The sequence below is a fragment of the Enterobacter sp. CPE_E1241 genome, from assembly GCF_045618265.1.
GTDB lineage: Bacteria > Pseudomonadota > Gammaproteobacteria > Enterobacterales > Enterobacteriaceae > Enterobacter > Enterobacter adelaidei.
Genome location: NZ_JBIWYV010000001.1, coordinates 4,317,842 through 4,342,191, shown reverse-complemented (window position 1 = coordinate 4,342,191; position 24,350 = coordinate 4,317,842). Strand labels below are relative to the sequence as shown.

At 55.4% G+C, this 24,350-nt stretch carries 27 protein-coding genes; 10 read left to right on the top strand and 17 right to left on the bottom strand.

The window, feature by feature from the left end; all coding sequences use genetic code 11:
* Positions 1-36 precede the first annotated feature (36 nt).
* From yrbN to mtr, 3 genes are all read left to right on the top strand, one after another.
* Positions 37-117 carry a protein YrbN gene (gene yrbN, locus ACJ9Y9_RS21235; protein ID WP_097533792.1) on the top strand — a complete coding sequence of 27 codons (81 nt, stop codon included), beginning with the start codon at positions 37-39 and terminating at the stop codon, positions 115-117.
* On the top strand, positions 110-1,999 hold the full coding sequence (locus tag ACJ9Y9_RS21230; RefSeq protein WP_028017050.1) for a DEAD/DEAH family ATP-dependent RNA helicase: 1,890 nt from the start codon (positions 110-112) through the stop codon (positions 1,997-1,999). The genes yrbN and ACJ9Y9_RS21230 overlap by 8 nt, the downstream gene beginning before the upstream one ends.
* Before the next feature lie 142 nt (positions 2,000-2,141).
* The gene (gene mtr / locus ACJ9Y9_RS21225; RefSeq protein WP_028017051.1) at positions 2,142-3,386 is read left to right on the top strand and encodes a tryptophan permease; all 1,245 of its coding nucleotides are present in this window, start codon (positions 2,142-2,144) and stop codon (positions 3,384-3,386) included.
* Between the two features lie 57 nt (positions 3,387-3,443).
* On the opposite strand, the gene ACJ9Y9_RS21220 is transcribed toward mtr, so the two are convergent.
* From ACJ9Y9_RS21220 to ACJ9Y9_RS21210, 3 genes are all read right to left on the bottom strand, one after another.
* Entirely contained in the window at positions 3,444-4,445 is a 1,002-nt protein-coding gene (locus tag ACJ9Y9_RS21220) for an LLM class flavin-dependent oxidoreductase (protein ID WP_028017052.1), read from the bottom strand.
* Between the two features lie 89 nt (positions 4,446-4,534).
* Positions 4,535-5,413, bottom strand: coding sequence for a U32 family peptidase (locus ACJ9Y9_RS21215; protein WP_028017053.1), 879 nt, complete (start codon positions 5,411-5,413; stop codon positions 4,535-4,537).
* Between the two features lie 7 nt (positions 5,414-5,420).
* Positions 5,421-6,416: a peptidase U32 family protein gene (locus ACJ9Y9_RS21210; RefSeq protein ID WP_028017054.1), complete on the bottom strand. Its 996-nt coding sequence runs from the start codon at positions 6,414-6,416 to the stop codon at positions 5,421-5,423.
* A gap of 211 nt (positions 6,417-6,627) precedes the next feature.
* On the opposite strand from ACJ9Y9_RS21210, the gene ACJ9Y9_RS21205 reads away from it, so the two are divergent.
* Together ACJ9Y9_RS21205 and ACJ9Y9_RS21200 are read left to right on the top strand one after the other, a co-directional pair.
* On the top strand, positions 6,628-7,152 hold the full coding sequence (locus ACJ9Y9_RS21205) for an SCP2 domain-containing protein (RefSeq protein WP_028017055.1): 525 nt from the start codon (positions 6,628-6,630) through the stop codon (positions 7,150-7,152).
* Positions 7,146-7,649, top strand: a complete 504-nt coding sequence (locus ACJ9Y9_RS21200; protein ID WP_028017056.1) for a GNAT family N-acetyltransferase — start codon at positions 7,146-7,148, stop codon at positions 7,647-7,649. Before ACJ9Y9_RS21205 ends, ACJ9Y9_RS21200 begins: the two co-directional genes overlap by 7 nt.
* Here the strand turns inward: ACJ9Y9_RS21200 and ACJ9Y9_RS21195 are convergent.
* The gene (locus ACJ9Y9_RS21195) at positions 7,636-7,965 is read right to left on the bottom strand and encodes a GIY-YIG nuclease family protein (RefSeq protein WP_080282778.1); all 330 of its coding nucleotides are present in this window, start codon (positions 7,963-7,965) and stop codon (positions 7,636-7,638) included. The two genes, ACJ9Y9_RS21200 and ACJ9Y9_RS21195, sit on opposite strands and share 14 nt — an antisense overlap.
* 14 nt (positions 7,966-7,979) lie before the next feature.
* Here ACJ9Y9_RS21195 and ACJ9Y9_RS21190 point away from each other — a divergent pair, with 14 nt between their 5' ends.
* On the top strand, positions 7,980-8,414 hold the full coding sequence (locus ACJ9Y9_RS21190) for a YhbP family protein (protein ID WP_028017058.1): 435 nt from the start codon (positions 7,980-7,982) through the stop codon (positions 8,412-8,414).
* On the opposite strand, the gene ACJ9Y9_RS21185 is transcribed toward ACJ9Y9_RS21190, so the two are convergent.
* Positions 8,394-8,912, bottom strand: coding sequence for a type 1 glutamine amidotransferase domain-containing protein (locus tag ACJ9Y9_RS21185; protein WP_008501486.1), 519 nt, complete (start codon positions 8,910-8,912; stop codon positions 8,394-8,396). The genes ACJ9Y9_RS21190 and ACJ9Y9_RS21185 overlap by 21 nt on opposite strands.
* A 128-nt stretch (positions 8,913-9,040) precedes the next feature.
* Here ACJ9Y9_RS21185 and ACJ9Y9_RS21180 point away from each other — a divergent pair, with 128 nt between their 5' ends.
* Positions 9,041-9,685: an NAD(P)H-binding protein gene (locus tag ACJ9Y9_RS21180; protein WP_028017059.1), complete on the top strand. Its 645-nt coding sequence runs from the start codon at positions 9,041-9,043 to the stop codon at positions 9,683-9,685.
* Positions 9,686-9,725: 40 nt separating this feature from the next.
* The gene (locus ACJ9Y9_RS21175) at positions 9,726-10,763 is read left to right on the top strand and encodes a permease (protein WP_028017060.1); all 1,038 of its coding nucleotides are present in this window, start codon (positions 9,726-9,728) and stop codon (positions 10,761-10,763) included.
* A 36-nt stretch (positions 10,764-10,799) separates the two neighbouring features.
* Here the strand turns inward: ACJ9Y9_RS21175 and dolP are convergent, their stop codons facing one another.
* From dolP to ACJ9Y9_RS21155, 4 genes are read right to left on the bottom strand one after another with little or no spacing between them, the layout of a single operon-like run.
* Entirely contained in the window at positions 10,800-11,375 is a 576-nt protein-coding gene (gene dolP / locus ACJ9Y9_RS21170) for a division/outer membrane stress-associated lipid-binding lipoprotein (RefSeq protein WP_028017061.1), read from the bottom strand.
* A gap of 9 nt (positions 11,376-11,384) precedes the next feature.
* The gene (gene diaA / locus ACJ9Y9_RS21165) at positions 11,385-11,975 is read right to left on the bottom strand and encodes a DnaA initiator-associating protein DiaA (RefSeq protein WP_003861754.1); all 591 of its coding nucleotides are present in this window, start codon (positions 11,973-11,975) and stop codon (positions 11,385-11,387) included.
* A gap of 21 nt (positions 11,976-11,996) precedes the next feature.
* Entirely contained in the window at positions 11,997-12,392 is a 396-nt protein-coding gene (locus ACJ9Y9_RS21160) for a YraN family protein (protein WP_028017062.1), read from the bottom strand.
* Positions 12,350-14,506, bottom strand: coding sequence for a penicillin-binding protein activator (locus ACJ9Y9_RS21155; RefSeq protein WP_407226223.1), 2,157 nt, complete (start codon positions 14,504-14,506; stop codon positions 12,350-12,352). Before ACJ9Y9_RS21155 ends, ACJ9Y9_RS21160 begins: the two co-directional genes overlap by 43 nt.
* A gap of 62 nt (positions 14,507-14,568) precedes the next feature.
* Between ACJ9Y9_RS21155 and rsmI the strand changes: the two genes are divergently transcribed.
* Positions 14,569-15,432 (top strand): 16S rRNA (cytidine(1402)-2'-O)-methyltransferase, encoded by an 864-nt coding sequence (gene rsmI / locus ACJ9Y9_RS21150; protein WP_028017064.1) that lies wholly within the window; start codon positions 14,569-14,571, stop codon positions 15,430-15,432.
* Between the two features lie 4 nt (positions 15,433-15,436).
* Positions 15,437-16,417, top strand: a complete 981-nt coding sequence (locus ACJ9Y9_RS21145; RefSeq protein WP_028017065.1) for a Fic family protein — start codon at positions 15,437-15,439, stop codon at positions 16,415-16,417.
* A 19-nt stretch (positions 16,418-16,436) separates the two neighbouring features.
* Here ACJ9Y9_RS21145 and ACJ9Y9_RS21140 read toward each other — a convergent pair whose 3' ends face one another.
* The 8 genes from ACJ9Y9_RS21140 to agaV form a co-directional block, all read right to left on the bottom strand.
* On the bottom strand, positions 16,437-18,326 hold the full coding sequence (locus ACJ9Y9_RS21140) for an enterotoxin (RefSeq protein WP_028017066.1): 1,890 nt from the start codon (positions 18,324-18,326) through the stop codon (positions 16,437-16,439).
* A gap of 20 nt (positions 18,327-18,346) precedes the next feature.
* Positions 18,347-19,219, bottom strand: coding sequence for a tagatose-bisphosphate aldolase subunit KbaY (kbaY, locus tag ACJ9Y9_RS21135; protein WP_028017067.1), 873 nt, complete (start codon positions 19,217-19,219; stop codon positions 18,347-18,349).
* A gap of 12 nt (positions 19,220-19,231) precedes the next feature.
* A complete protein-coding gene (locus tag ACJ9Y9_RS21130; RefSeq protein ID WP_028017068.1) occupies positions 19,232-20,377 on the bottom strand; it encodes an SIS domain-containing protein in 1,146 nt (381 codons plus the stop codon).
* A 246-nt stretch (positions 20,378-20,623) separates the two neighbouring features.
* A complete protein-coding gene (gene nagA / locus ACJ9Y9_RS21125) occupies positions 20,624-21,757 on the bottom strand; it encodes an N-acetylglucosamine-6-phosphate deacetylase (RefSeq protein ID WP_028017069.1) in 1,134 nt (377 codons plus the stop codon).
* Entirely contained in the window at positions 21,754-22,188 is a 435-nt protein-coding gene (gene agaF, locus ACJ9Y9_RS21120) for a PTS galactosamine/N-acetylgalactosamine transporter subunit IIA (RefSeq protein ID WP_028017070.1), read from the bottom strand. Before agaF ends, nagA begins: the two co-directional genes overlap by 4 nt.
* 16 nt (positions 22,189-22,204) lie before the next feature.
* Complete coding sequence (gene agaE / locus ACJ9Y9_RS21115; RefSeq protein ID WP_028017071.1) at positions 22,205-23,083, bottom strand: PTS N-acetylgalactosamine transporter subunit IID; 879 nt, start codon at positions 23,081-23,083, stop codon at positions 22,205-22,207.
* Entirely contained in the window at positions 23,073-23,852 is a 780-nt protein-coding gene (gene agaW, locus ACJ9Y9_RS21110; protein WP_028017072.1) for a PTS N-acetylgalactosamine transporter subunit IIC, read from the bottom strand. Before agaW ends, agaE begins: the two co-directional genes overlap by 11 nt.
* Positions 23,853-23,862: 10 nt before the next feature.
* Entirely contained in the window at positions 23,863-24,336 is a 474-nt protein-coding gene (gene agaV, locus ACJ9Y9_RS21105) for a PTS N-acetylgalactosamine transporter subunit IIB (RefSeq protein ID WP_028017073.1), read from the bottom strand.
* Positions 24,337-24,350 lie beyond the last annotated feature (14 nt).

The following is a 24,350-nucleotide window of genomic DNA, read 5'->3' as shown; positions in this document are numbered from 1 at the left end:
TCAATACATCTAATTTGAGCCGGTTCACACTTTTCAATGAAAATTGCAGATCATTTTCACGATGAGCTAAGTAGACTGGCCGCCATTGACATTGAGGCACTCGTACTACATGGCTGAATTCGAAACCACTTTTGCAGATCTGGGCCTGAAGGCTCCTATCCTTGAAGCCCTTAACGATCTGGGTTACGAAAAACCATCTCCGATCCAGGCAGAATGTATCCCACATCTGCTCTCTGGTCGTGACGTGCTGGGCATGGCCCAGACTGGTAGCGGTAAAACTGCGGCGTTCTCGCTGCCGCTGCTGAACAACATTGATCCGGACCTGCGTGCTCCGCAGATCCTCGTCCTGGCTCCAACCCGTGAACTGGCTGTTCAGGTTGCTGAAGCAATGACGGAATTCTCTAAACATATGCGCGGCGTAAACGTGGTAGCCCTGTACGGCGGCCAGCGTTATGACGTGCAGTTACGCGCCCTGCGCCAGGGCCCACAGATTGTTGTCGGTACGCCGGGCCGTCTGCTGGATCACCTGAAGCGCGGTACTCTGGACCTCTCTAAACTGAGCGGCCTGGTACTGGATGAAGCAGATGAAATGCTGCGTATGGGCTTCATCGAAGACGTAGAAACTATCATGGCGCAGATCCCGGACGGTCATCAGACCGCGCTGTTCTCTGCAACCATGCCAGAAGCGATTCGTCGCATTACCCGCCGCTTCATGAAAGAGCCGCAGGAAGTGCGTATTCAGTCCAGCGTCACCACTCGCCCGGACATCAGCCAGAGCTACTGGTCTGTATACGGCATGCGCAAAAACGAAGCGCTGGTACGTTTCCTGGAAGCGGAAGATTTTGATGCGGCGATTATCTTCGTTCGTACCAAAAACGCGACCCTGGAAGTGGCTGAAGCGCTTGAGCGTAGCGGCTACAACAGCGCAGCGCTGAACGGCGACATGAATCAGGCCCTGCGTGAGCAGACTCTGGAGCGTCTGAAAGACGGTCGTCTGGATATCCTGATTGCAACCGACGTGGCAGCACGTGGTCTGGACGTTGAGCGTATCAGCCTGGTTGTTAACTACGACATCCCGATGGACTCCGAGTCTTACGTTCACCGTATCGGCCGTACCGGTCGTGCGGGTCGTGCGGGTCGTGCTCTGCTGTTCGTTGAGAACCGTGAGCGTCGTCTGCTGCGTAACATCGAACGCACCATGAAGCTGACCATTCCAGAAGCTGACCTGCCAAACGCAGAACTGCTGGGCAAACGCCGTCTGGAGAAATTCGCCGCGAAAGTTCAGCAGCAGCTGGAAAGCAGCGATCTGGATCAGTACCGTGCACTGCTGTCGCAGATTCAGCCAACCGCTGAAGGCGAAGAGCTGGATATGGAAACCCTGGCTGCAGCACTGCTGAAAATGGCGCAAGGCGAACGTAGCCTGATCGTGCCACCAGATGCACCAATGCGTCCTAAGCGTGAATTCCGTGACCGTGACGATCGCTTCGAACGTCGTGGCGACCGTAACGATCGTGGCCCACGTGGTGACCGTCCAGAGCGCGGTGGTGAAGACCGTCCACGTCGTGAGCGTCGTGACGCGGGCGACATGGAGCTGTACCGCATTGAAGTGGGCCGTGATGATGGTGTTGAAGTTCGTCATATCGTTGGCGCGATCGCTAACGAAGGCGACATCAGCAGCCGTTACATTGGTAACATCAAGCTGTTCGCATCCCACTCTACCATTGAGCTGCCAAAAGGCATGCCGGGCGAAGTACTGCAGCACTTTACTCGCACCCGCATCCTGAACAAGCCGATGAACATGCAGCTGCTGGGCGATGCACAGCCACGTCCTGACCGTGGCGGCGAACGTCGTGGCGGTGGTCGCGGTTTCGGTGGTGAGCGTCGTGAAGGCGGTCGCAGCGAAGGTCGTGGCGGTGAAGGTCGTCGTTTCTCCGGCGAGCGCCGTGAAAACCGTGGCCCACGTCGTGACGAAGGTTCAAGCCGTCGTCGTGACGCGTAAGCCTTACGCCACTGACGTAAAGTAAAATATACAGCCCCGATAAACGCTATCGGGGCTTTTTTTATTTCTTTTGTACTCCTGTACTGGTACAGTGCTGCACATTAAAATGCATCACCGCATTATTGACTGGAGAAATGGCTGTATGGCGACACTAACCACCACCCAAACGTCACCTTCGCTGCTTGGCGGCGTGGTGATCATCGGCGGAACCATTATTGGGGCCGGGATGTTCTCCCTGCCCGTGGTCATGTCCGGTGCGTGGTTCTTCTGGTCGCTGGCGGCGCTGGTCTTTACCTGGTTCTGTATGCTCCATTCCGGGCTGATGATCCTCGAAGCGAACCTGAACTACCGTATTGGTTCGAGCTTCGACACCATTACCAAAGATCTTTTAGGTAAAGGCTGGAACCTGGTGAACGGCCTCTCCATCGCGTTTGTGCTTTACATCCTGACCTACGCGTATATTTCAGCGAGCGGCTCGATTCTGCATCACACCTTTTCGGAGATGTCGCTGAACGTTCCGGCGCGTCTGGCGGGGCTGTGTTTTGCCCTTGGCGTGGCGTTTATCGTCTGGATGAGTACCAAAGCGGTGAGCCGTATGACGGCGATTGTGCTGGGCGCGAAGGTCATCACCTTCTTCCTGACCTTTGGCAGCCTGCTGGGGCACGTCACTCCCGCCACACTGTTTAACGTCGCCGAAGTGAATACCTCCTACACGCCGTACCTGCTGATGACGCTACCGTTCTGTCTGGCGTCGTTCGGCTACCACGGCAATGTGCCGAGCCTGATGAAGTACTACGGCAAAGATCCGCGTACGATTGTGAAATGCCTGGTCTACGGTACGCTGCTGGCGTTGGGTCTGTATGTGATTTGGCTGCTGGGGACGATGGGTAATATCCCGCGTCCGGAATTTATCGGCATTGCGCAGAAGGGCGGTAACATCGATGTGCTGGTGCAGGCGCTGAGTGGTGTGCTGAACAGCCGTAGTCTGGATCTCTTGCTGGTGGTGTTCTCCAACTTTGCTGTGGCGAGCTCTTTCCTCGGCGTAACGCTGGGCCTGTTTGACTACCTGGCGGATCTGTTTGGCTTTGATGATTCTGCTATGGGGCGCTTCAAAACCGCGCTGCTGACCTTCCTGCCACCGATTGTAGGAGGTCTGCTGTGGCCGAACGGTTTCCTGTACGCCATCGGCTATGCCGGACTGGCGGCAACCATCTGGGCGGCGATTGTCCCGGCGCTGCTGGCGCGTGAATCACGTAAACGCTTCGGCAGCCCTAAATTCCGCGTCTGGGGCGGCAAGCCAATGATTGTGCTGATTCTGGTGTTTGGTGTTGGTAACGCGCTGGTGCACGTGCTGTCGAGCTTTAACCTGTTGCCTGTGTATCAGTAAACGCCTCTTTTCGCCCTCTCCCGCAGGGAGAGGGCCGGAGTAACAAAACACACTTCCCTACATTTCTTCTTTCACCTGCATCGCCAGCTCAAACGAATGCAAACGCGCTTGGTGATCGAAAATCTGGCCATTAACCATAATCTCATCCGCCTGCGTTTCACGCAGCACCGCTTCAAGCCCGTGACGCACTTTCGCCTTATCGCCCACCAGAGACATGCTCAGCGCCTGCTGCACGCCATATTGCTCGGAAGCGGACCACAGCTGATGCATATTCTCCACCGGCGGCGGGAGTTGACCCGTCTCGCCGCGGCGCAGCTTCACAAACGCCTGCTGCATGGAGGTGAACAGGAATTCCGCGTCGCGATTGCTGTCGGCGGCAATGATGTTGATACACACCATCGCGTACGGTTTTTCCAGACGTTCAGATGGTTTGAAGTTCGTGCGGTAGAGATGCAGCGCCTGATGCAGCATATCCGGCGCGAAGTGTGAGGCAAACGCAAATGGCAGCCCCAGCTGTGCGGCAAGCTGTGCGCTGTAGAGGCTTGAGCCCAGCAACCACACCGGGATCTTCTCGCCGTAGCCCGGAACCGGGCGCACGTGTGGGTTCGGGTCCCGCGCATCGAACCAGTCCACCAGTTCCGTTACATCGCGTGGGAAGTTGTCGATATCCCCACTCATATGGCGACGTAGAGCGCGCATGGTCGGTTGATCGCTGCCCGGCGCACGGCCAAGCCCTAAATCAATGCGCCCTGGATAGAGGGTATTGAGCGTACCAAACTGCTCGGCAATCACCAGGGGCGCATGGTTCGGCAACATGACGCCACCGGATCCGAGATGCAGCGTGGTGGTGTTCGCCGCCAGATAGCCAATCAGTACTGATGTCGCGGCACTGGCGATACCCACCATATTGTGGTGTTCCGCCAGCCAGTAGCGGTGATAGCCACGTTTTTCGGCAAGAAGAGCAAGATCCAGAGAGTGGGAAAAGGCCTCGCCCGCTGAGGAGCCTTGTGGTATCGGCGCCAGATCCAGCACCGAAAACGGAATGGTTTTATCAGTCATAACAGCTCACTTTGTCGACGGTGAATCTTTTAATAGTGCATTAAAAATTAATAACCGTTGTTAACAAAGTGAGCCTTTACACTTTATCGCTATGCCTGCAGTTCCAGCCCGGCGAGGCGCTTCCAGTAACCGTTGCAGTCGCTGTTAGCGGTCAGCGGCAGCGGAGATGTCCCGTTTTCATTGGCGCGGAAGGCGTCCAGCATTGCGAACACGCTGGTATCCAGCGGCGACAGACGCACCATGTCTACCAGCCCGTTCATCGATGCCAGCTCATTGCCCAGGTTATAGACATAACCGCTCATGGTCTGAATACCGTTCAGGACAAACACCTGCTGATTCTCCTGCGACAGCATGCTGCGTCCGTTCGGGTACTTGATACAGCAGGTCTCACACTCGTCTTTCGGACGGTCTTCCGAGCGTGCTGTAAAGCAGCGCGCAGAGTACGCCAGCGGCAGGTGGCCGTAACTGAGCACTTCCACTTCAAACTGATTGCGAATACCTAACGCTTCGCACTGTGTCAGCAGGTTTACCAGCCAGTCGCGAGAAAGTTCGACTGGCATGCACCAGCGCGTCATCCCCTGTTTGAGCAGCAGACGCAGGGTCACGGCGTTATAGCAGTTCAAGGCATGGCCTGCGACAAACGGCAGTTTGCGTTCGGCGCACATGTTCACCACACCCAGATCGCTCGCTTCCAGCAGAAACTCACCGTTCTCTACGTAACGTTTTAGCTCTCCCAGTTCAGAAGAGGCCTGAACCAGTGCCAAAGTCGACAACACAACCTGTTTGCCGCTTCCCGCCAGGCTTTTGGCCATATCCAGCCAGTCACCCACTTTTGTTGCCCGGCGCTTGCTGCATACCGCTTCGCCGAGGTAAATCACATCGGCACTGCTGGTTGCGGCCTGTTGATAAAAATCTTCCAGCGTCTCTTTTGGCCAGTAGTAGAGCACTGGCCCTAATGAATATTTCATGGTTATCTCACTGCCATTTACGGTGATACGCGCCAAGCGTGGTTTGTGTACCTTCAGACATCGAGCCGAGCGTCTCCATCCAGGCTGGCTGTGGGGCATAGTTCTGCGGATCGGCCATACAGCGGTCAATGGCCTGACGCCAGACTTTTGCCACCTGGCTCACGTAGGCCGGGCTGCGCTGGCGACCTTCGATTTTTACCGAGGCAATATTGGCCGCCAGCAGTTCCGGCAGCAGTTCCAGCGTGTTGAGGCTGGTGGGTTCTTCCAGCGCGTGGTAACGCTCGCCATCGACCAGATAGCGACCTTTACACAGCGTCGGATAGCCAGCGTTTTCACCGTCCTGATAGCGGTCGATCAGTACTTCATTCAGACGAGACTCCAGCCCCTGCGGCGTCTGCTGCCAGCGAACAAATCGGGCAGGGGAGCAGGCCCCGACGGTATTCGGCGATTCACCGGTTAAATAAGAGGAAAGATAGCAACGGCCTTCAGCCATGATGCACAGGCTACCAAAAGCAAAAACTTCCAGCGGCACTGGCGTGACGCGCGCGAGTTGCTTAACCTGATGAATAGAGAGCACACGCGGCAACACCACGCGGGCCACGTCAAAGTGTTGATGGTAAAAACGCACGGCCTCTTCGTTAGTGGCAGATGCCTGAACAGAGACGTGGCGCTCAATATGGGGATAGCGTTCTGCCGCATACTCAAGCATAGCGAGGTCGGCCAGGATCAGCGCATCCGCACCCAGCTGTGCCGCCATATCCACCGCACGCTGCCAGCGGGCATAGCCATCAGGATGGGCAAAAGTATTGATGGCGATATGCAGTTTGCGGCGGTGCTGGTGAACGAAGTTAACGGCTTCCTGAAGCTTTTTCTCCGTAAAGTTAAGGCCAGCAAAATGGCGGGCGTTGGTGTCATCTTTCAGCCCGATATAGACCGCATCGGCCCCATTTTCGATGGCCGCCTTAAGCGCCGGAAGGTTTCCGGCTGGGCAGAGCAGCTCCATAATTTATCCTGATGTAGTCGATCGCAAAATTGTTAACGAGCTGGGATTTTAATTAACCCATACGCGACAATTTTTGATTTAAGGCAGCTAATGGCGTATTGATGGCACCAATAATGAGGTACGGCGGACGACGGTTTGTTGATTTACGCCGCTATGTTGCGCTTCGGATATGGCAAAATAGCAGGACTATAGATATCAGGGAGTAAAGCTCGTGCTGGATAAACTGCGTTCACGTCTCGTACAATTTGGTCCATCAATGCTGAGCGTGCCGGTCAAGCTGGCACCGTTCGCGCTTAAACGTCAGGTGCTGGAGCAGGTCCTGAGCTGGCAGTTCCGCCAGGCGCTGCAGGACGGCGAGCTGGAGTTCCTGGAAGGCCGCTGGCTAAGCATTGAAGTGCGTGACATCGGGCTACGCTGGTTTACCTCCGTTGAGAATGACCAGCTGATCGTACGTGAATCCGCTGACGCGGATGTGAGCTTTAGCGCCAACGCCAGCGATCTGCTGATGATTGCCGCGCGTAAGCAAGATCCGGATACGCTCTTCTTCCAGCGTCGTCTGGTCATTGAAGGCGATACGGAGCTGGGCCTGTACGTTAAGAATTTAATGGATGCCATTGAGCTGGAGCAGATGCCAAAAGCGCTGCGTGTCATGTTGATGCAAATGGCAGATTTCGTTGAGGCTGGGCTGAAAAGCCCGCCGGAAAGCAAACACACTTCAGTAGGTGAGCCATGCTGATTCGAGTTGAAATTGGGATTGATGCACCGGGAATTGATGCGTTGCTACGCCGCTCTTTTGAGAGCGATGCCGAGGCCCAACTGGTCCACGATCTCCGTGAAGACGGCCTGATTACGCTGGGGCTGGTTGCTACCGATGACGAAGGTCAGGTGGTCGGCTATGTGGCCTTCAGTCCGGTCATCGTTCAGGGCGAAGATCTTCAGTGGGTGGGAATGGCACCGCTGGCGGTAGATGAAAACTATCGCGGGCAAGGGCTGGCACGTCAGCTGGTCTATGAAGGGCTGGATTCGCTCAATGAGTTCGGTTATGCAGCCGTTGTCACGCTGGGCGATCCGGCGTTCTATGGACGATTGGGCTTTGAGCAGGCCGCGCATTACGATCTGCGCTGCCGCTGGCCGGGTACGGAATCCGCCTTCCAGGTCCATCGTCTGGCGGACGACGCGCTCAACGGGGTCAATGGCCTGGTCGAGTACCACGACCATTTCAATCGCTTTTAATCAGGCGCTCGCGTAGCGCCTCAAACGAGCCGTCTCCGCTCACGAGGCGCTCTTTCTGGCGCTTCGTCAACTGCTTAATACGGTATTCCAGTCTTAGCGCCAGCGATCTGTCACCAACAGGTGCTGAAAAGGCGAGTTGTAGTTCTCCTTTCCCCCGCAGTGCTTTTGCCCCTTTTCCCGTTTGATGTTGTAAAAAACGCCGCGCCACATCGGTAGTGATCCCGGTGTAGAGTGCGTTATCAGCGGTTCGGACAAGATAGAGAAACCAGCACACGGTAAACAGATTCAGTATGTTAAGGTGAACGCACCATAGCATGAGAGAGAATGAAAATGGAAACACTGGCCACCATTAACCGCTGGCTGGCGAAACAGCATGTCGTCACCTGGTGCGTGTACAGCGAGGGTGAGATGTGGTGCGCAAACGCGTTTTACTACTACGATCCGGAGCGTGTGGCCTTTTATATCATGAGTGAAGATAAGACACGTCATGCGCAGATGACTGGCCAGCAGGCGGAGGTCGCGGGCACGGTGAATGGCCAGCCTAAAACGGTCGCATTGATCCGTGGGGTGCAGTTTAAAGGGGAAATCCGTCGTCTGGACGGAGAAGAGAGCGACGCGCGTCGTAAGCTTTACACGCGCCGCTTTCCGGTTGCCGCTGCGCTAAAAGCCCCGGTATGGGAAATCCGCCTTGATGAGCTGAAATTTACCGACAACACGCTGGGCTTTGGCAAGAAGCTGCACTGGCTACGCGCCGAGCAGGCGTAGCGCTTCGCGGTTAAATGCCGGAAGATCGTCTGGGGTTCGGCTGGTGATCAGCTGGTCTTTGTCGTTGACCACTTCCTGATCGTAAAACTCGGCTCCCGCATTTTTCAGATCGATAACGATCGGTTTCACAGCCGTGAGCTTACGCCCGCGTACAACCTCAGCGCTGATGAGCAGTTGCGGGCCGTGGCAGATGGCAAAGACCGGTTTGCCGGTAGAGACAAAGTCCCGTGTAAAGGTCACGAAGCGTTCATCGCCGCGCAGGGAATCCGGTGAATGGCCGCCGGGTAACAGCAAGGCGTCAAAATCTGACGGGCTAACGTTATCGATAGTCTCGTCGATGGTCACGCTGGCCTCACCCTTATGGCCTTTCACCGTTTTGCCCGCTTCTTTCTCAATGGTGATGACCTCATGTCCCGCCTTGCGGAACGCCTCGGCTGGAGAGGTGAATTCTGAATCTTCAAACTCGTCGGTAATCAAGACTGCGATTTTTTTGCCCATGCTTCCTCCGTTGTTTTGGCTTCAGACTGATTTTTCTCCGCTTGTGGTAAATACTTACCTGTAACAGACTTCTAAGTGTGGTCAACCACGCTAAGTTCGCAAACGGACAATTCTGTAAAGGGGAAAAGATGAGTCAGGTACTGCTTACAGGCGCAACCGGGTTGGTGGGCGGGCATTTGCTGCGTCTGCTGATTCAGGAGCGCAAAGTGAATTATATTGCCGCCCCGACGCGGCGACCGCTCGCAGATATCTTCGGCGTCTTCAACCCACATGATCCGCAGCTGACGGACGCGCTGGCACAGGTGCAGGACCCCATTGATATCGCATTTTGTTGTCTCGGCACGACCCGGCGTGAGGCGGGCAGTAAAGAGGCGTTTGTGCATGCGGACTACACACTGGTGGTGGATACCGCACTTACGGCCAAAAGGCTTGGGGCGAAACATTTCCTGGTGGTCAGCGCGCTGGGTGCCAGCGCCGGATCGCCTTTTTTCTACAACAACGTGAAGGGCAAAATGGAGGACGCGCTGATTGCGCAGAGGTGGGATTACCTGACGATTGTTCGCCCCTCCATGTTGCTGGGACACCGCGACGAACGGCGTTTTAATGAATCTATTTTTGCACCGCTATTCCGCATTCTTCCGGGGAACTGGAAATCCATTGAGGCGCAGGATGTCGCACGCGCGATGCTAAAAGAGGCGCTTTCACCTTCGAAGGAAGGGGTGAACATTATCCCTTCGGCAAAACTGCGTGAAATCGCGCAGGGCGAGGCGTAAACTCCCCCGGCTAATTACCTACTACTCTCCGGGGAATGCTATGACTGGTCAGTCTTCATCTCAGGCGGCAACACCTGTTCAATGGTGGAAGCCCGCGCTCTTCTTTCTTGTGGTCATTATCGGCCTCTGGTATGTGAAATGGCAGCCCTACTACGGCAAAGCCTTCACCGCCGCCGAAACGCACAGTATCGGTAAATCTATTCTCGCTCAGGCTGATGCCAGCCCGCTGCAGGCGGCGTGGGATTACGCCATGGTCTACTTCCTTGCCGTCTGGAAAGCCGCCGTTTTAGGCGTCATTCTGGGGTCACTGATTCAGGTACTTATTCCGCGGAACTGGCTGGTGAAAACTCTTGGGCAGTCGCGATTTCAGGGCACGCTGCTGGGGACGATTTTCTCTCTGCCGGGCATGATGTGCTCCTGCTGTGCGGCTCCTGTTACTGCGGGGATGCGTCGCCAGCGTGTCTCGATGGGCGGCGCGCTGGCTTTCTGGATGGGTAACCCGCTGTTAAACCCGGCGACGCTGGTGTTTATGGGTTTTGTTCTGGGCTGGCATTTTGCGTTCATCCGTCTGGTGGCTGGATTGCTGACGGTGCTGGTGGTCGCGACGCTGGTACAAAAATGGGTGAAAGATAATGCCGTTGAACCGGCGTCAGTTGAGCTGAACGTCAGCGAGCCTCAGGGGAGTTTCTTCATGCGCTGGGGCCAGGCGTTATGGCAGCTTTTCTGGAGCACCATCCCGGTCTATATCCTTGCGGTACTGGTTCTGGGGGCTGCGCGCGTCTGGCTTTTCCCACATGCGGATGGCGCTATCGACAACACGCTGATGTGGGTCATTGCGATGGCCGTTGCAGGCTGCCTGTTTGTGATCCCAACGGCGGCTGAGATCCCGATTGTGCAGACCATGATGCTGGCTGGCATGGGCACCGCACCGGCGCTGGCGCTGCTCATCACACTGCCTGCAATTAGCCTGCCGTCGCTTATCATGCTGCGTAAATCATTCCCGGCCAAAGCGCTGTGGCTGACTGCGGGGCTTGTGGCGTTGAGTGGGGTGGTAGTAGGAAGTTTTGCATTGGTTTAAGGCAAAAAAATACCCGGCATTGCCGGGTATTTTTTGTTACTTGATATAAGTAAACGCGGTGGTGACGTGTTTCACGCCGCTCACCCGGCTGGCGATATCAGCCGCGGCTTTCCCTTCACGGTCGGTTACCAGACCCAGCAGGAACACTTCACCGTTTTCCGTCGTCACTTTCACGTTGGAAGATTTCACCTGATCAGAACCCAGCAGCTGGGAACGCACTTTGGTGGTGATCCAGGTGTCAGACGATGCGGTGCCCAGGCTGACAGGCTGTCCCTGGCGCACTTCGTTGAAGACTTCTGTCGTACCTTCTACACCCATCGCAATCTGTTTGGCGCGGGAGGCGAGTTCCATGTTAGGGGCCTGGCCTGCAAGCAGCACTTTGCCCTGATAAGCCGTCACATTGATGCGCGCTTCTTTCTTAATCTGTTCGTCTTTCGACAGCGCACTGTTGACGCGCAGCTCAAGCGTACCGTCATCCACCTGCGTCCCGACAGAACGCGGATCGGTTGCCGCTTTGGTGCCTACCGCAGCAGTACCCACGACAGCCGCAGCGATACATCCCTGAAGCAGTAATGCAGACATAAGGACTGCGAGGGTCGATAAAGCCTTCATAAGAACTCCTTAATCATCCTGGTGAGGGAAAAGCGTGTTATCGATCAGGTCGCATAAGCAATTTACCGTCAGCATATGCATTTCCTGAATACGCGCGCTACGGTGAGAAGGAATGCGGATTTCCACATCCTGCGGCCCCAGCAGACCCGCCAGCTCACCACCGTCATAGCCGGTTAAAGCCACGATAGTCATGTCCCGGGTTACGGCGGCTTCAACGGCTTTAACAATGTCCCGGCTGTTGCCGCGTGTGGATATTGCCAGCAGTACATCTCCGGCATGGCCGAGGGCTCGCACCTGCTTAGCGTAAATTTCGTCATGCAGACGATCGTTAGCAATCGCTGTTAAGACCACATTATCGGTATTAAGTGCAATGGCAGGTAAACTCGGACGTTCTGTTTCAAAACGATTGATCATGCTGGCAGCAAAATGCTGTGCGTTGGCGGCTGACGTTCCGTTGCCACAACAGAGGATTTTGTTGCCATTAAGCAGGGATTGCACCAGCGTCATCGCGGCACGGGAGATCGCATCCGGTAGCGCTTCCGCCGCGGCAATCTGAGTCTGGATGCTTTCTGTGAAGCACACTTTAATTCTTTCGAGCACGTTATCCCTTTTAAATCTTAATTATGCGTCTTCGCCAAAAGCGTTTTTAAGCCATTCGATCTCATTTCCGGTGAAGGCTATCACATCGAACCGGCAATCCACAGTATCAAAGCTCCCATTATGGCGGGCAAGCCACAAGTGGGCAGTCTGTAATAATTTATGTTGTTTGGCGAGCGTCACGCTGGCGGCAGCGCCGCCAAAACGGGAGGACTGTCGAAAACGGACTTCTACAAACACAATGACCTGAGCCTCTTTCATGATCAGGTCAATCTCGCCGCCGCGCCCACGGACGTTAGCGGCGATAAAGCGCAGTCCTTTGCCTTCAAGCCAGCGACGCGCCTTTAACTCCCACGCATCGCCGGTCTCTTTACGGCTTAACTGGCCGGGACGATTTGCCCCTGCTGGTATTTGAGCCATGATAACTTCCTGTTGATCACGCAATCCTGAGTAGCGGTCAGATCGCCGGTGTTGCCGTTAAGCTCAAAGCCTGGCACTTGACGCATTTGGGTAAAGTGGTTTGCCAGCGCCCACGCATCGACACCCATCGCATACAGACGCGCCAGAGAGTAGTCGTTACGTACTGCCCCCAGCGCCTGCTGCATCAGTGCCGGATTGCTGCCTGCCAGCATAGGGATTTCGCTGTACTGCAGACCGTCCATTTCCAGACGGAAATCCGGGCCTGCAGTGCCCTGCGCGCTGCGTGAACTGGCGTACAGCGTTGCACCGCTCTGGCTGCCGTTACGCATTGCAATCATCGGTTTGATAAAGGCGATCTCTTGCGGCGTGGCGACAATATAGGCGGCATCCACTTTACCGCCACCGCTGATCTGCGCGTCGGTAGGTGGGGCCGGGATTGTCAGACCGCCAATTGTCACGCCCTGCTGCTGCGGCAGGCTTGCGGTTACCGGGCTACCGTTCAGCGCGATGCCTGCTCCGCCATTTACGCCAGCGCGCAGTTCAGAGACGGAACCGAATTTCTGCTGCAGCACCATACCGCCACCGAGCTTCTGCCATTCATTGGCAAAGGCATTCGCGACGCGATCGCCCAGCGTACTGCGTGGGATGAGCAACAGAGGAGCCTGTTTACCCTGCTCGTGGATATGTCGTGCGGCATCGCGGGCTTCATCTTCAGGGGAAAGTGCGAAGTAGCAGATATTGGCGCGGTTCTGAACCTGCTCAGGCTGATTGAGCGCCAGCACGTTCAGCGTGGTATTGCTCTTCATCAGCTCTTCCACGTTGTTTTTCAACAACGGGCCGACAACGATGCTTGCACCGTCCTGTTGAACCTGCGCCAGAACCTGGTCAAGCGGCTGTGAGCTGGTGTCGTAGATTTTTAGCTCAGCACCCGGGTTGGCGCTGGAGGCTGCCACGGTTTGCGGCTGTGCAGCAGGTTGGGCTGCGGGTTGCGCAGGTTGCTGTTCAGACGGTTGTGCTGTGGCCGCAGGTGCTGGCGCCGCTTGTGTCTCAGCCGGAGCCTGTGTTGCAGGCGCAGGCGCAGTTGCGGCTGCCGGAGGTGTCGTTGGTGCGGTAACCGGGTTTTGCATCGTGCCCTGCGCCGGGGTTTGGGCGGTGGTCAGGTCACTGGTTTCGGCTGCGGACGGGCTGACAACATCGTTCACATTTGCTGCCTGTGCTGCTTGTGCTGGAACGGCACTGCCTGTCACCGGCGTGGTACCGTTTTTCGCCGCTTCAAAACCCTGCTGAATAGTGCGACCAAATACCGCCGCCTGACCGTTTAGCGGCAGAAGCAGGGCGATTTTGCTGGTCGATGCGGGCTTAAAGTTCTGCACGTTTACCAGCTGTGTTGGCAGCATTTTCGCGCCCGGATTCTGCGGGTAGCGGGTTTGCCAGTCAGTAATACCGGCTTTCAGCATCTTCGGATCGTTGCGGTTGTTAAACCACATCTGCTGCAGATCCAGCCAGCCCTGCAGGACGTTTTCATCGGCATTGATGACCAGTGCCTGCGCCTGTTCCTGGGTCATGGAGGCAAGCGCCTGCCAGGTGGCATCAATATTTTTCTGCTTGTCGGCACCGCCGAGCAGCGGTTCCTGGGCAATCAGTGCACGGAGCAGTGTCAGGGAAGGACGACCCTGCTCAGCGGCAATACCTGCCTGCCAGAAGCGAGCCTGCTGATTTTTATCCAGCGCGCTGACGTCGATATTACCCAGGATCTTTTTCGCGCCATCATAATCTTTCAGTGCGACTTTCAGCTCAGCGGAAAGCAAGCTCTGCTCACGACGTTGGGTGTCGTTAAGATCCTTCGGTAACTGATTGAACAGTTCGGCGGCCTGCTGGGTTTTACCCTCTTTCAACAGTGCACGAATGGCGAGTAATTGCCAGTTGGTCTTGGTATCATTTGAACTCTGCGACATTTGTTGCAGATAAAAACCAGAATCAGCCTGAGCGGAACCCTGCAGATGTGCAGTGCTCTGGTCAGGTGCCTGGGTGCCACAGCCTGCAAAGATCAGCGCTGCCAGCAGAAGCGGCACGCTGCGAGTGGCTTTTTTTCGAAGAAACGTTAACGGTACCATACTGTATCCAGTGATTTTTTTTACGCAATGCTCAATATTAAATCGGCAATACGGACTAAACAATGAAACAACACGAAACGGCGGATAATTCTCAAGGCCAGCTTTATATTGTACCTACTCCTATCGGGAATTTATCTGATATTACCCAACGTGCGCTTACCGTGTTGCAAGCTGTTGATTTTATTGCTGCTGAAGATACCCGGCACACCGGTTTACTGCTTCAACATTTCGCGATCACCGCCCGATTGTTTGCCCTGCACGATCACAATGAGCAACAAAAAGCCGAAACGCTGGTGGCGAAGCTGAAAGAGGGGCAGAACATTGCGTTAGTTTCCGATGCAGGAACCCCGCTGATTAACGACCCTGGTTACCATCTGGTGCGTACCTGCCGCGAAGCAGGGATTCGGGTTGTACCTTTGCCGGGCCCCTGCGCCGCAATTGCTGCGCTGAGCGCCGCAGGTCTGCCGTCTGACCGTTTCTGCTATGAAGGTTTCCTGCCTGCCAAATCCAAAGGCCGCCGCGACGTGTTAAAAGACCTGGAAGCGGAAACGCGCACCCTGATTTTCTACGAATCCACGCACCGCCTGCTTGAGAGCCTGGAAGATATGGTGACCGTGTGGGGAGAAGCCCGCTACGTGGTGCTGGCGCGCGAACTGACCAAAACCTGGGAAACGATCCACGGTGCACCGGTGGGTGAACTGCTGGCGTGGGTGAAGGAAGATGAAAACCGCCGTAAAGGTGAAATGGTGCTGATTGTCGAAGGACATAAAGCGCAGGAAGACGCGCTGCCAGCCGACGCGCTGCGCACGCTGGCGCTGCTGCAGGCGGAACTGCCGCTGAAGAAAGCTGCGGCGCTAGCGGCGGAAATTCACGGCGTGAAGAAAAATGCGCTGTATAAGTATGCGCTGGAGCAGCAGGGGGAGTAAACGTATGAGCCGCTACCTGCCTCCATTCGCAATCACGCCATCAATTCTCAATCAGGTTGTTGAGATTGGTGAGTTGCTGGGGCATTGGGCGGCTCATTCCGGAAGGACATCTCCTTTACTGCGTAAAGAGAACCGTATCCGCACTATCCAGGCATCGCTGGCCATTGAACACAACTCGCTGACTACCGGGCAAGTGACGGCAATCATGGATGGCAAGCGCGTGCTCGCGCCTGAAAAAGATATTCAGGAAGTCCGCAATGCTATCCTGGCATATGAGAAATTGTCTGAATGGAAGCCATGGAAGCTCAATGACTTACTCAATGCACACCGGTTATTAATGACTGGTCTGGTCGATCTCCCTGGAAAGCTCAGGAATGGAGACGTAGGGGTATACCGTGGAAACCAGTTAGTCCACATGGCTCCTCCTGCCTCCCAGATGAACCGTCTGATCAACGATCTTCTTTCCTGGCTTAAGCAAACTGATCTCCACCCGCTTATCGCCAGTTCGGTATTTCATTACGAGTTTGAGTTTATTCATCCCTTTTCAGATGGAAATGGCCGCATGGGGCGGCTGTGGCAAACGTTGATCTTAAGCCAGTGGCGTGCGGAACTGGCATGGCTACCCGTCGAGACACTCATCCATTTTCAGCAGGCGCGCTATTACCAGATATTAGGACAATGCGATCGGGCCAGTGATTGCACGGCATTCGTGGAGTTTATGCTGCAAAATATGGCTGAAGCTTTGCGGGAAGGCATAGGTATGTCGTCAGTATTGTCGGAAAAAATGTCGGAAGAATTGTCGGAAAAGGAAAATACTATCCTTGAGCTTCTTACCGTTCAACCGCAAATGACTGCGGTAATGTTGGCATCTGTTTTGGGCGTAACTTCCCGCACTGCGGAACGTTATCTCCGTTCTTTGCAATCAAAAGGTAAATTAAAACGCGTGGGGGCAAGGAAAGGGGGAAGCTGGCAGGTCATGGTTTAACCTGCCAACTGAACACTTTTTATTTTTCTGGTAATGCTTCAAATACCAGCGTTTCCAGCGGCTGCAGCGTAATCACCACTGCGTTTTTGTACGCCACCGGTACGGTTGAATTACGTCCATACACTGCCTTCAGACTAAACTGCGACGCGTTTCCTGTCGGGACTTCGAAATCTCTCGTCAAATCCAGGTAGTAGCTTTGCGGCTTATCCGACGGGTTACGTAAGCCGAGAATTGCTTTGTCCTTGCTCCAGGATGCCCAGCCGTAAACCTGCAGCGCAGTTGGGTCACCGCCAATCCAGTGCGTATCCACCAGCACGCTGGCGTTATCCCGCGACCATTTCGCCGCCTGCGCCAGGGTATCCCACTTCGCCTTATTCAGCATTGAAGGGGTGATGTAGAGCTCCTGCAACTGCGTGCCGGTGGCGAAGTAACTCCAGACCTGGTCGGCAAAATCGCTGTCCGTTTGCACTTTCTCCAGCCCGTAATAGGCGTTTTCTGCACTGACGATCCCGTGATACATCAGCGAGTTTAGTGGGAACAGAGGGCCTTTGCGCACAATGGAACGGTACGTTTCAGCGTCGCGGTAAGTCATCCACTGCTGTACCGGCGTACCAGGGCCATAAAGGTTTATGTCATCACCCTGACGCCAGATGGAGTCAGCGTAGAACAGCCAGGATGGACTGGCATTGGTTCCGGTCGTCAGGTTGATAAACAGGTTCGGATTGGCGCTGCGCATGATATGCAGCAGTGCAATAGAGGCGTCAAAATCCGAGGCGAACGGGCTGCCTTTAATGTGCGAGTTGGCGTTACCCATTCCGTCCAGCTTAAACGAAGTAATATGCTCGTTTTTTATCAGCTTACTAATCTGCTCATTAAAGTTTTTAAAGTAGTTCGGGCCTGACAGCGCCAGCTTCCCGTCGACCGTTTCGAAACCATACTCTTTTGCATGTGAGACGCGAGTATCGCGCGGTTTGTTATATCCGCCCCACGGCGAAAGCCACAGGCCAACGGAGCTGTGCAGGCTGTCAGCTTTCTCCCGTACCTTGCCAAAACCGTTGCTGAATGCCGGGCCAAACAGCCAGCGCCCTGTAAGATCATCCCAGCCATCGTCAAGCAGGAAAGCATCCAGCGCTACGCCCCGCCCGGTGATAAATTCTTTGTTCCATTCGTCCATACGCCCCAGCACATCCTGCTCGGAGTAAGGGGTAAAGAAGCCGATGTCCATCCAGCTGTTGTAGTGTAAATAAGGCTTATACGGACGCGGGCGGACGGCATCAATAAACTGGTTTACGCTACGGCGCAGCTGGCTGGTTTCCGGGAAGGTACCGAAGTAGGTGGTATAGCTGACTGGCGTTGCCGGCTGAATGGGCGTTTTCAGCTCCACATTGAGGTTGGTCGTCGCTTCATAGGCGTAAGTATTAACGATGGGTTTATCCGGCAAGATAAAGAACGAGTCTGCGATAATCGGCGAGCTGTTAATTGCCCCGTCTACGTAAGGTGCCTGAGACTGCTTTTTGGTTGGGAAGAAGGTGATTTTCGCCACTTCACGAGGCTGCCCGACGGCTGCGATGGTGTAGCCGATGCTGGCGTATTTCCCCTTCACCAGGTTCAGCTTCACCGTGACGTTAAAGTCCGGATGGGTGAAGTCGATGACAATTCCGTTGTTCAGCTTTTCGACATGCTTGATCTTAAAATCCGCCGTGTGGATTTTTTTCTCATCTGGCAGCGTCAGAAAGAACAGCTCCTGCGGTGTCAGAGGATGGTTGGCCCTGGTGTCTTTAACCACGACCGTCGAGTTTGCGTCATCAAATGACAGGGCAATATTGTCGTTATTAAGGCTGTAGTTTGCTGCCATCGCGCCATGAGAAACACACAGGGCAAGTATTGAGAGGGGGAGGATTTTTTTCATCTGGGTAAGATCCTTTTCAATCAGGCTTCTGCCGGTAGCAGCAAGCGATTTGCCGAGCCACAAACGGTAATTTTGCTTCTGACCACCTCTTTCATGGCATCCATGCCGACCCGCATATAGAAGCGTGGATCGTTACCTTGCGGGTTGTCGGCAAACCAGGCTTTGACGGCGTCAGAAAAGGCGATTTTCAGCTCGGTTGCCACGTTGACTTTGCACACGCCCAGCTCAATGGTGCGGCGAACATACTCATCCGGTACATCGCTCGCGCCATGCAGCACCAGCGGTACGGTGACCACTTCGCGAATTTCGGCCAGTCGCTGGAAGTCGATTTTGGGTCGTTTGGTATAGAGGCCGTGCGCGGTGCCGATGGCCACAGCAAGGCTATCGACGCCGGTCAGCTCAACAAAGCGCTTCGCTTCTTGTGGGTCGGTGAGAAATGCGCTTTCGGCGTCGACGCTCATGTCATCTTCTACGCCTCCCAGGCGCCCCAACTCTGCCTCGACGCTACAGTCGTTGAGATGGCAAAAATCGACCACGGACTTCACCAGCTTCACGTTCTGCTCAAATGGATAGTGGCTGCCGTCGATCATTGCGCTGCGTACACCGGCATTCACTTTACGACGAATATCGTCCAGTGATTCGTGGTGATCGAGATGCAGCGCCAGCGGCATGTCATAAGTGACGGAATAAGCGCTGCACAAGGCGTAGATCTCTTCGAGCGCAATGTGTTTAAACGTCCCGGGCGTGCCCGCAAGGATCACCGGCGATCGCATTTCGCTACACACTTCGAGTATCGCCTGGATCGTCTCTGCGTTATGGATATTGAACGCCGGCACGGCGTAGCCTTTAGCCTGGGCGTCCTGCAGAAGATATTTAGTCGAGATAATGCTCATGATGAGATCCTCTTAAGCCTGCCACGGATGAATAACAACGCCCTGAACCACACGGTTGACCGTGCCGCTGGCGGATGGTGTATCGGGGGTGTTGCCTACGCTGAGCGACTGGGAAAGTGCAAAGACCTGGGCATACATCAGGAAGCAGAACGCCTGTTCCATATCGATAAACGAACGAGAAGGCGGTAGCAGGATGTGCGGACCCGCTTCAATAACCGGATCCGCTTCAGCGGCGATAGCCACCACGCGCAGGGCCTGGCGATCGCGACGCAGTTCGGCCAGCAGATCGAGATCGTACTGACGCGTATACGGATGGCTGGAGACAAACACCACCACCAGCGTTTCGTGATCCACCAGCGACTTCGGCCCATGACGGAAACCGGTAGGAGAGTCGTAGAATGCTGCCAGTTTTCCCGCCGTCAGTTCCAGCACCTTCAGCGCTGACTCACGCGCGGCACCCTGCAGGCCACCGCTTCCCAGGTAGACGATCCTCTTCCATGGCGCATTGCCAAAGACATCCTGACTGAAATCGCCGAGCGACGTCAGGATCGCCTGGCAGCGATCGGCTACGTCGCGGAAGGTCTGGCTGTTGATCGTCTCCGGGGCGAAAACCGCCAGACAGCTTGCCATCATGGTGGTGATACTGCTGGTCATCGCGAAGCCGCGATCGTGCGTTTCGGCTGGCATCAGCAGGGCAAAGGCGTTATCGCTGTTGACGGCATTCTGGTACAAACTGCCTGCTTCATTGCAGGTGATCGACAGGTGGTAGCATTCCGGCACAAACTGATTGGCCAGTTCTACAGCCGCCACGCTTTCCGGGCTGTTGCCGGAGCGGGCAAACGAAATCAGCAACAATGGATGCGCAGGGCTGAAGTAATCCATTGGGTTCGTCACCAGGTCAGTTGTTGGTACGGCGGTGAAGTTTTTCCCGGTGTGGCTGGCAAGCCATGGCGCAATAATGTCGCCGATAAAGGCAGATGTGCCCGCCCCTGTCAGGACGATCCGCAGATCAGATTTGCGCAGCAGCGGAGTCAGAAAACCGTCGATAGACGAACGCAGGCTATCAATGTTGCTGAGCGATCGGATCCAGCTCGCAGGCTGCTGACGGATCTCTTCTTCGGTCCAGGTGCCAGTTGTGGCGGTAGTGATTTGTGGCATAACTCAGTCCTTAGTCGTGTGAATTCCACATCAGACGCTGGCAAATATGTCGCTATCTTTCGTTTCGTTTCACTTGTTCACTTGAGCAGTTAAATAAAATCTATAGAAAAGAAATCGAAAGTTCAATGAAAGAAAAGAAATAAAACGAAAAGTGTGATCGCAAAAGGAAAGGCAATGAAGAAGGAAAGGAAAAGAAAGGCCTTACGATCTCGCGCCGTAAGGCCAACAGGAGACACAATGAAAGGGCTAAAGGGGAAGAGCCTGGCCCTGAATCCAGATCCGCTGGAGGTGTAAACCACCGTCCAGCGCGATGAGCGTGGCGTGTTTGCCTGATGCTAACGACCCGAGCTGGTTATCAATACCCAGCAGCCTTGCAGGGTGCAGCGAGGCCATATGGATCGCGTCTTCAGCGGTGATGCCTGCGTGCTCCACCATATTGCGGACGGCGGCATCCAGCGAGAGCGTACTCCCCGCCAGGCCACCGGTGGCGGTACGCACGACACCATTTTGCATGCAGACCTCTTCACCGCACAGGGTGTAGTCCCCGTCAGGCATACCAGCAGCCTGCATTGCATCGGTGATCAGCACCACGCGGTCTTTCGCGCAGCAGAAGCACAGACGCATGGCTCCAGGGTGGACATGGTGACCATCGGCAATCAGCTCCAGCCATGCACGTTTGTCTGTCAGCCCAGCGCCAACCATGCCGGGTTCCCTGTGATGTAACCCCGTCATACCGTTGTAGCAGTGGACCAACCCATCAGCACCTGCGTCAAAAGCGGCCAGGGTTTGATCGTAAGTGGCGGCGCTATGGCCCAGCATCACGCGTAAACCGTGCTGTTTAAGGTGGCGAATCGCCTGTAATGCGCCAGGTTTTTCCGGCGCAAGCGCCACCACGCGTAGTGTGTTTTGCGAAACCTCAATCAGTGCGTTCAGCTCAGCGATATCCAGCTCCCGAAAAAGCTCCGGCGGGTGTGCCCCTTTGTTTTGCGGCGTAAAGTACGGACCTTCAAGATAGCTTCCCAGAACCTGCGCGCCGGGGCCGCCGTAGCGAGTGCGCCGGGCGATACGCATAAGTGCGCCGTGTATGGCCTCCAGCGGCGCGGTGACGGTAGTGGGCAGAAATGCGCCCACGCCTTCACGCGCTTTATGTATCGCCAGAGTATCCAGTACGTCGGGCGCGTCATCCATGACATCCACACCCGCACCGCCGTGAACGTGCGTATCAATATAGGCCGGGCAAAGTAGCTCAGCATCGCGCGACGTAATGCCCACGGGGATTGGCTCAATCGCCGTGATGATCCCACTTTCAATACGTAGCTGGTGGTCTTCAAACCAGCCCAGTTCGGTGAGCACGCGGCGAGCGCGTAACAGCTGGCTCATATGCCTTCCTCAGCAGGCGCTTCCTCACGGCAGCGCCCCAGCTCGTCTACCAGGCTCGTCAGCCCACGATGTCCGCACTCCAGCGCCTGCAATCGAAATGCTTCGCTGCTTAAACCGTCGCGCTCCAGCACCATCTCCAGCAGCAGCTGCAGGTTGGTGCCGGTAATCACTTCGCTGCCCGGTCTTTGCATCGCGAGCGTTGACGCCACGCGGAACGGCGTACCGCCCAGCAGGTCGGTGAGAAATACAATATCGTGCTCTGCATTGAGCTCGCTCACCGCCTGCTCAAGCTGGGTGGTCAGCCGCGCCGTGGTGGAGGTCTCCGGAAAATCAATGGCGATAAACTGCGGTTGCTCGCCAAGGATCTGCTTCATCGCCTGCTCAAGCCCGCTGGCAAAACCGCCGTGCCCCGTCAAAATAATGCCTAACATCGTAACCTCTTTGCTTTTACAGGAAGTGACAGAATTTACCGACAACACCGAGCACCACGGTGATACCAATCAGACGCAGTGGGCTCCAGCCGCGGCGTACCAGCCAGAACATAGTCAGGGTATAGACCAGTGGCAGGAAGGCAGGCATCAGCTTGTCGATAACGTCGGCCTGCAGTTTGACGACGGCATCACCGGCCTTTATTTCGAGCGTGGTATTAAGGCGGACATAGGTTGCCACCAGCGCGCCAATCACCGTCATCCCGACGATAGAGGCCGCGTGACCAACTTTTTTGGTGTTGGCCTTAATCAGCGGGATCGCTGCGACGCCCATCCGGTAAGCGTAATGCGCCAGACCAAAACGCAGGCCAAGATGTACCACGTTAAACAGTACGATAAAGACCACGGCGCCCAGAATGGAACCCTGCAACGCCAGGCTTGCGCCAATCCCACCGCATATGGGCAGCAAAGTTAGCCAGAACATGGCGTCGCCAATACCGCCGAGTGGTGCACCCACGGCTATTTTGGTGCTCTGGATGCTGTTCACATCCTGCTTGGAGCGCTCCATGGCCAGGATGATGCCGATAACGAAGGTCACCAGGAACGGATGGGTGTTGAAGAAGCCCATGTGACCTTTCATGGCACGCGCCAGATCCCGCTTGTTGGTGTGGATCTTTTTCAGCGCAGGCAGTAAGCCATACAGCCAGCCGGAGGCCTGCATACGTTCGTAGTTAAACGAGGCCTGCAGCAGCATGGAACGCCAGGCTACGCGGTTAATGTCCTTTCTCGTTAGCTCGGCACCGATACTTTGGTCTTCGTAGACGTTCTCATTCACGCCAGTGAGCAGGGTCTCTTCGCTTTCAGAAACGCCAGGCAAAGTTGTTTGATTAGATGCCATCTTCGAATTCCTCTTTCCGGGACGCAGGTGCTGTCGGTTCAGGTGATTTACGCATCAGGTCGATAAGTGCCATTGCCAGGGCAGCAGCGGCAATCGCCAGTACCGGAAGTTTGAGCCAGGCTGCGGCCACAAAACCGATAATGAAGTAAGGGATGTAGACGTTTTTCATCATGATTTTCAGCAGTACGGCAAAACCGATAGCTGGCATGATGCCGCCCGCGACGCCAAGACCATCAATCAATCGTGCCGGCAGAACGTCAATGGCGGTTTTCGCGTGTTCTGCACCGAAGTAAATCGGCAGGAAAGCACACAGGAAGTAGAAGATACCGAGGGCCAGCAGTGCCAGATAGTTGACCCGTTCAATACCGTTAGTATCCGCATTGGCCGCCATGCGATCGCAGCGCGACATCACGCCGGACATCACCGAGAAGAGGAACGTGATCCCCATCTGTACCGCAACGGCAAACGGGACGGCGACGCCAACGGCAACTTCCGGCTTCACGCCCGTGCTGATAGCAAACGCTGTGCCTACAATCGTGCCGATAATCACGTTTGGTGGCTGTGCGCCTGCCAGCGGTGCCAGTCCCATCCAGACCAGTTCTAACGTACCGCCGGTCAAAATACCGGTGTGTAGATCGCCCAGAATCAGGCCAACCAACGGCCCGAGTACCACCGGGCGGTGCATATGTGTTAAGCCGTTAAACATATCCAGGCCGGCGATAAAGGCGAGAACGCCCAACGCCAGTGCCTGCAACAGACTGATTTCCATTGTGAATCCCTCAGAGCAGTTTAAAGAGATCCAAAGCAGTTTCTGTTGGAACGCCCTGAACGAAGCATTCCACTCCGGCAGATTTCAGACCGTTGAACGCAGTGATATCGTTTGCGTCGACAGAGACCGTTTTGGCAATTTGTTGTTTGCCATTGGCATAGTGCATGTTGCCTACATTGATACGGGTGACAGGTACGCCGCCCTCCACCAGCGTCAGAAAATCAGCGGGTGATTTACAGACCAGCAGAATTTTCTGGCGGTCGGCAGCGCGGTGAATGTTGTCGATCACTTTTTGCAGCGACCAGAAGCGCACGGCAATCCCTTCCGCGAGCACCATTTCCATCAGGTTTTGTTGAACCGGATCTTCTGCAACCTCATCGTTAGCGACCAGCACCAGGTTTGCCCCCGCAAACCCCACCCACTGCACACCCACCTGACCGTGGATCAGACGTTCGTCGATGCGGCATAAAACAATGTTTGGCATAGCGTTTTCCTCTT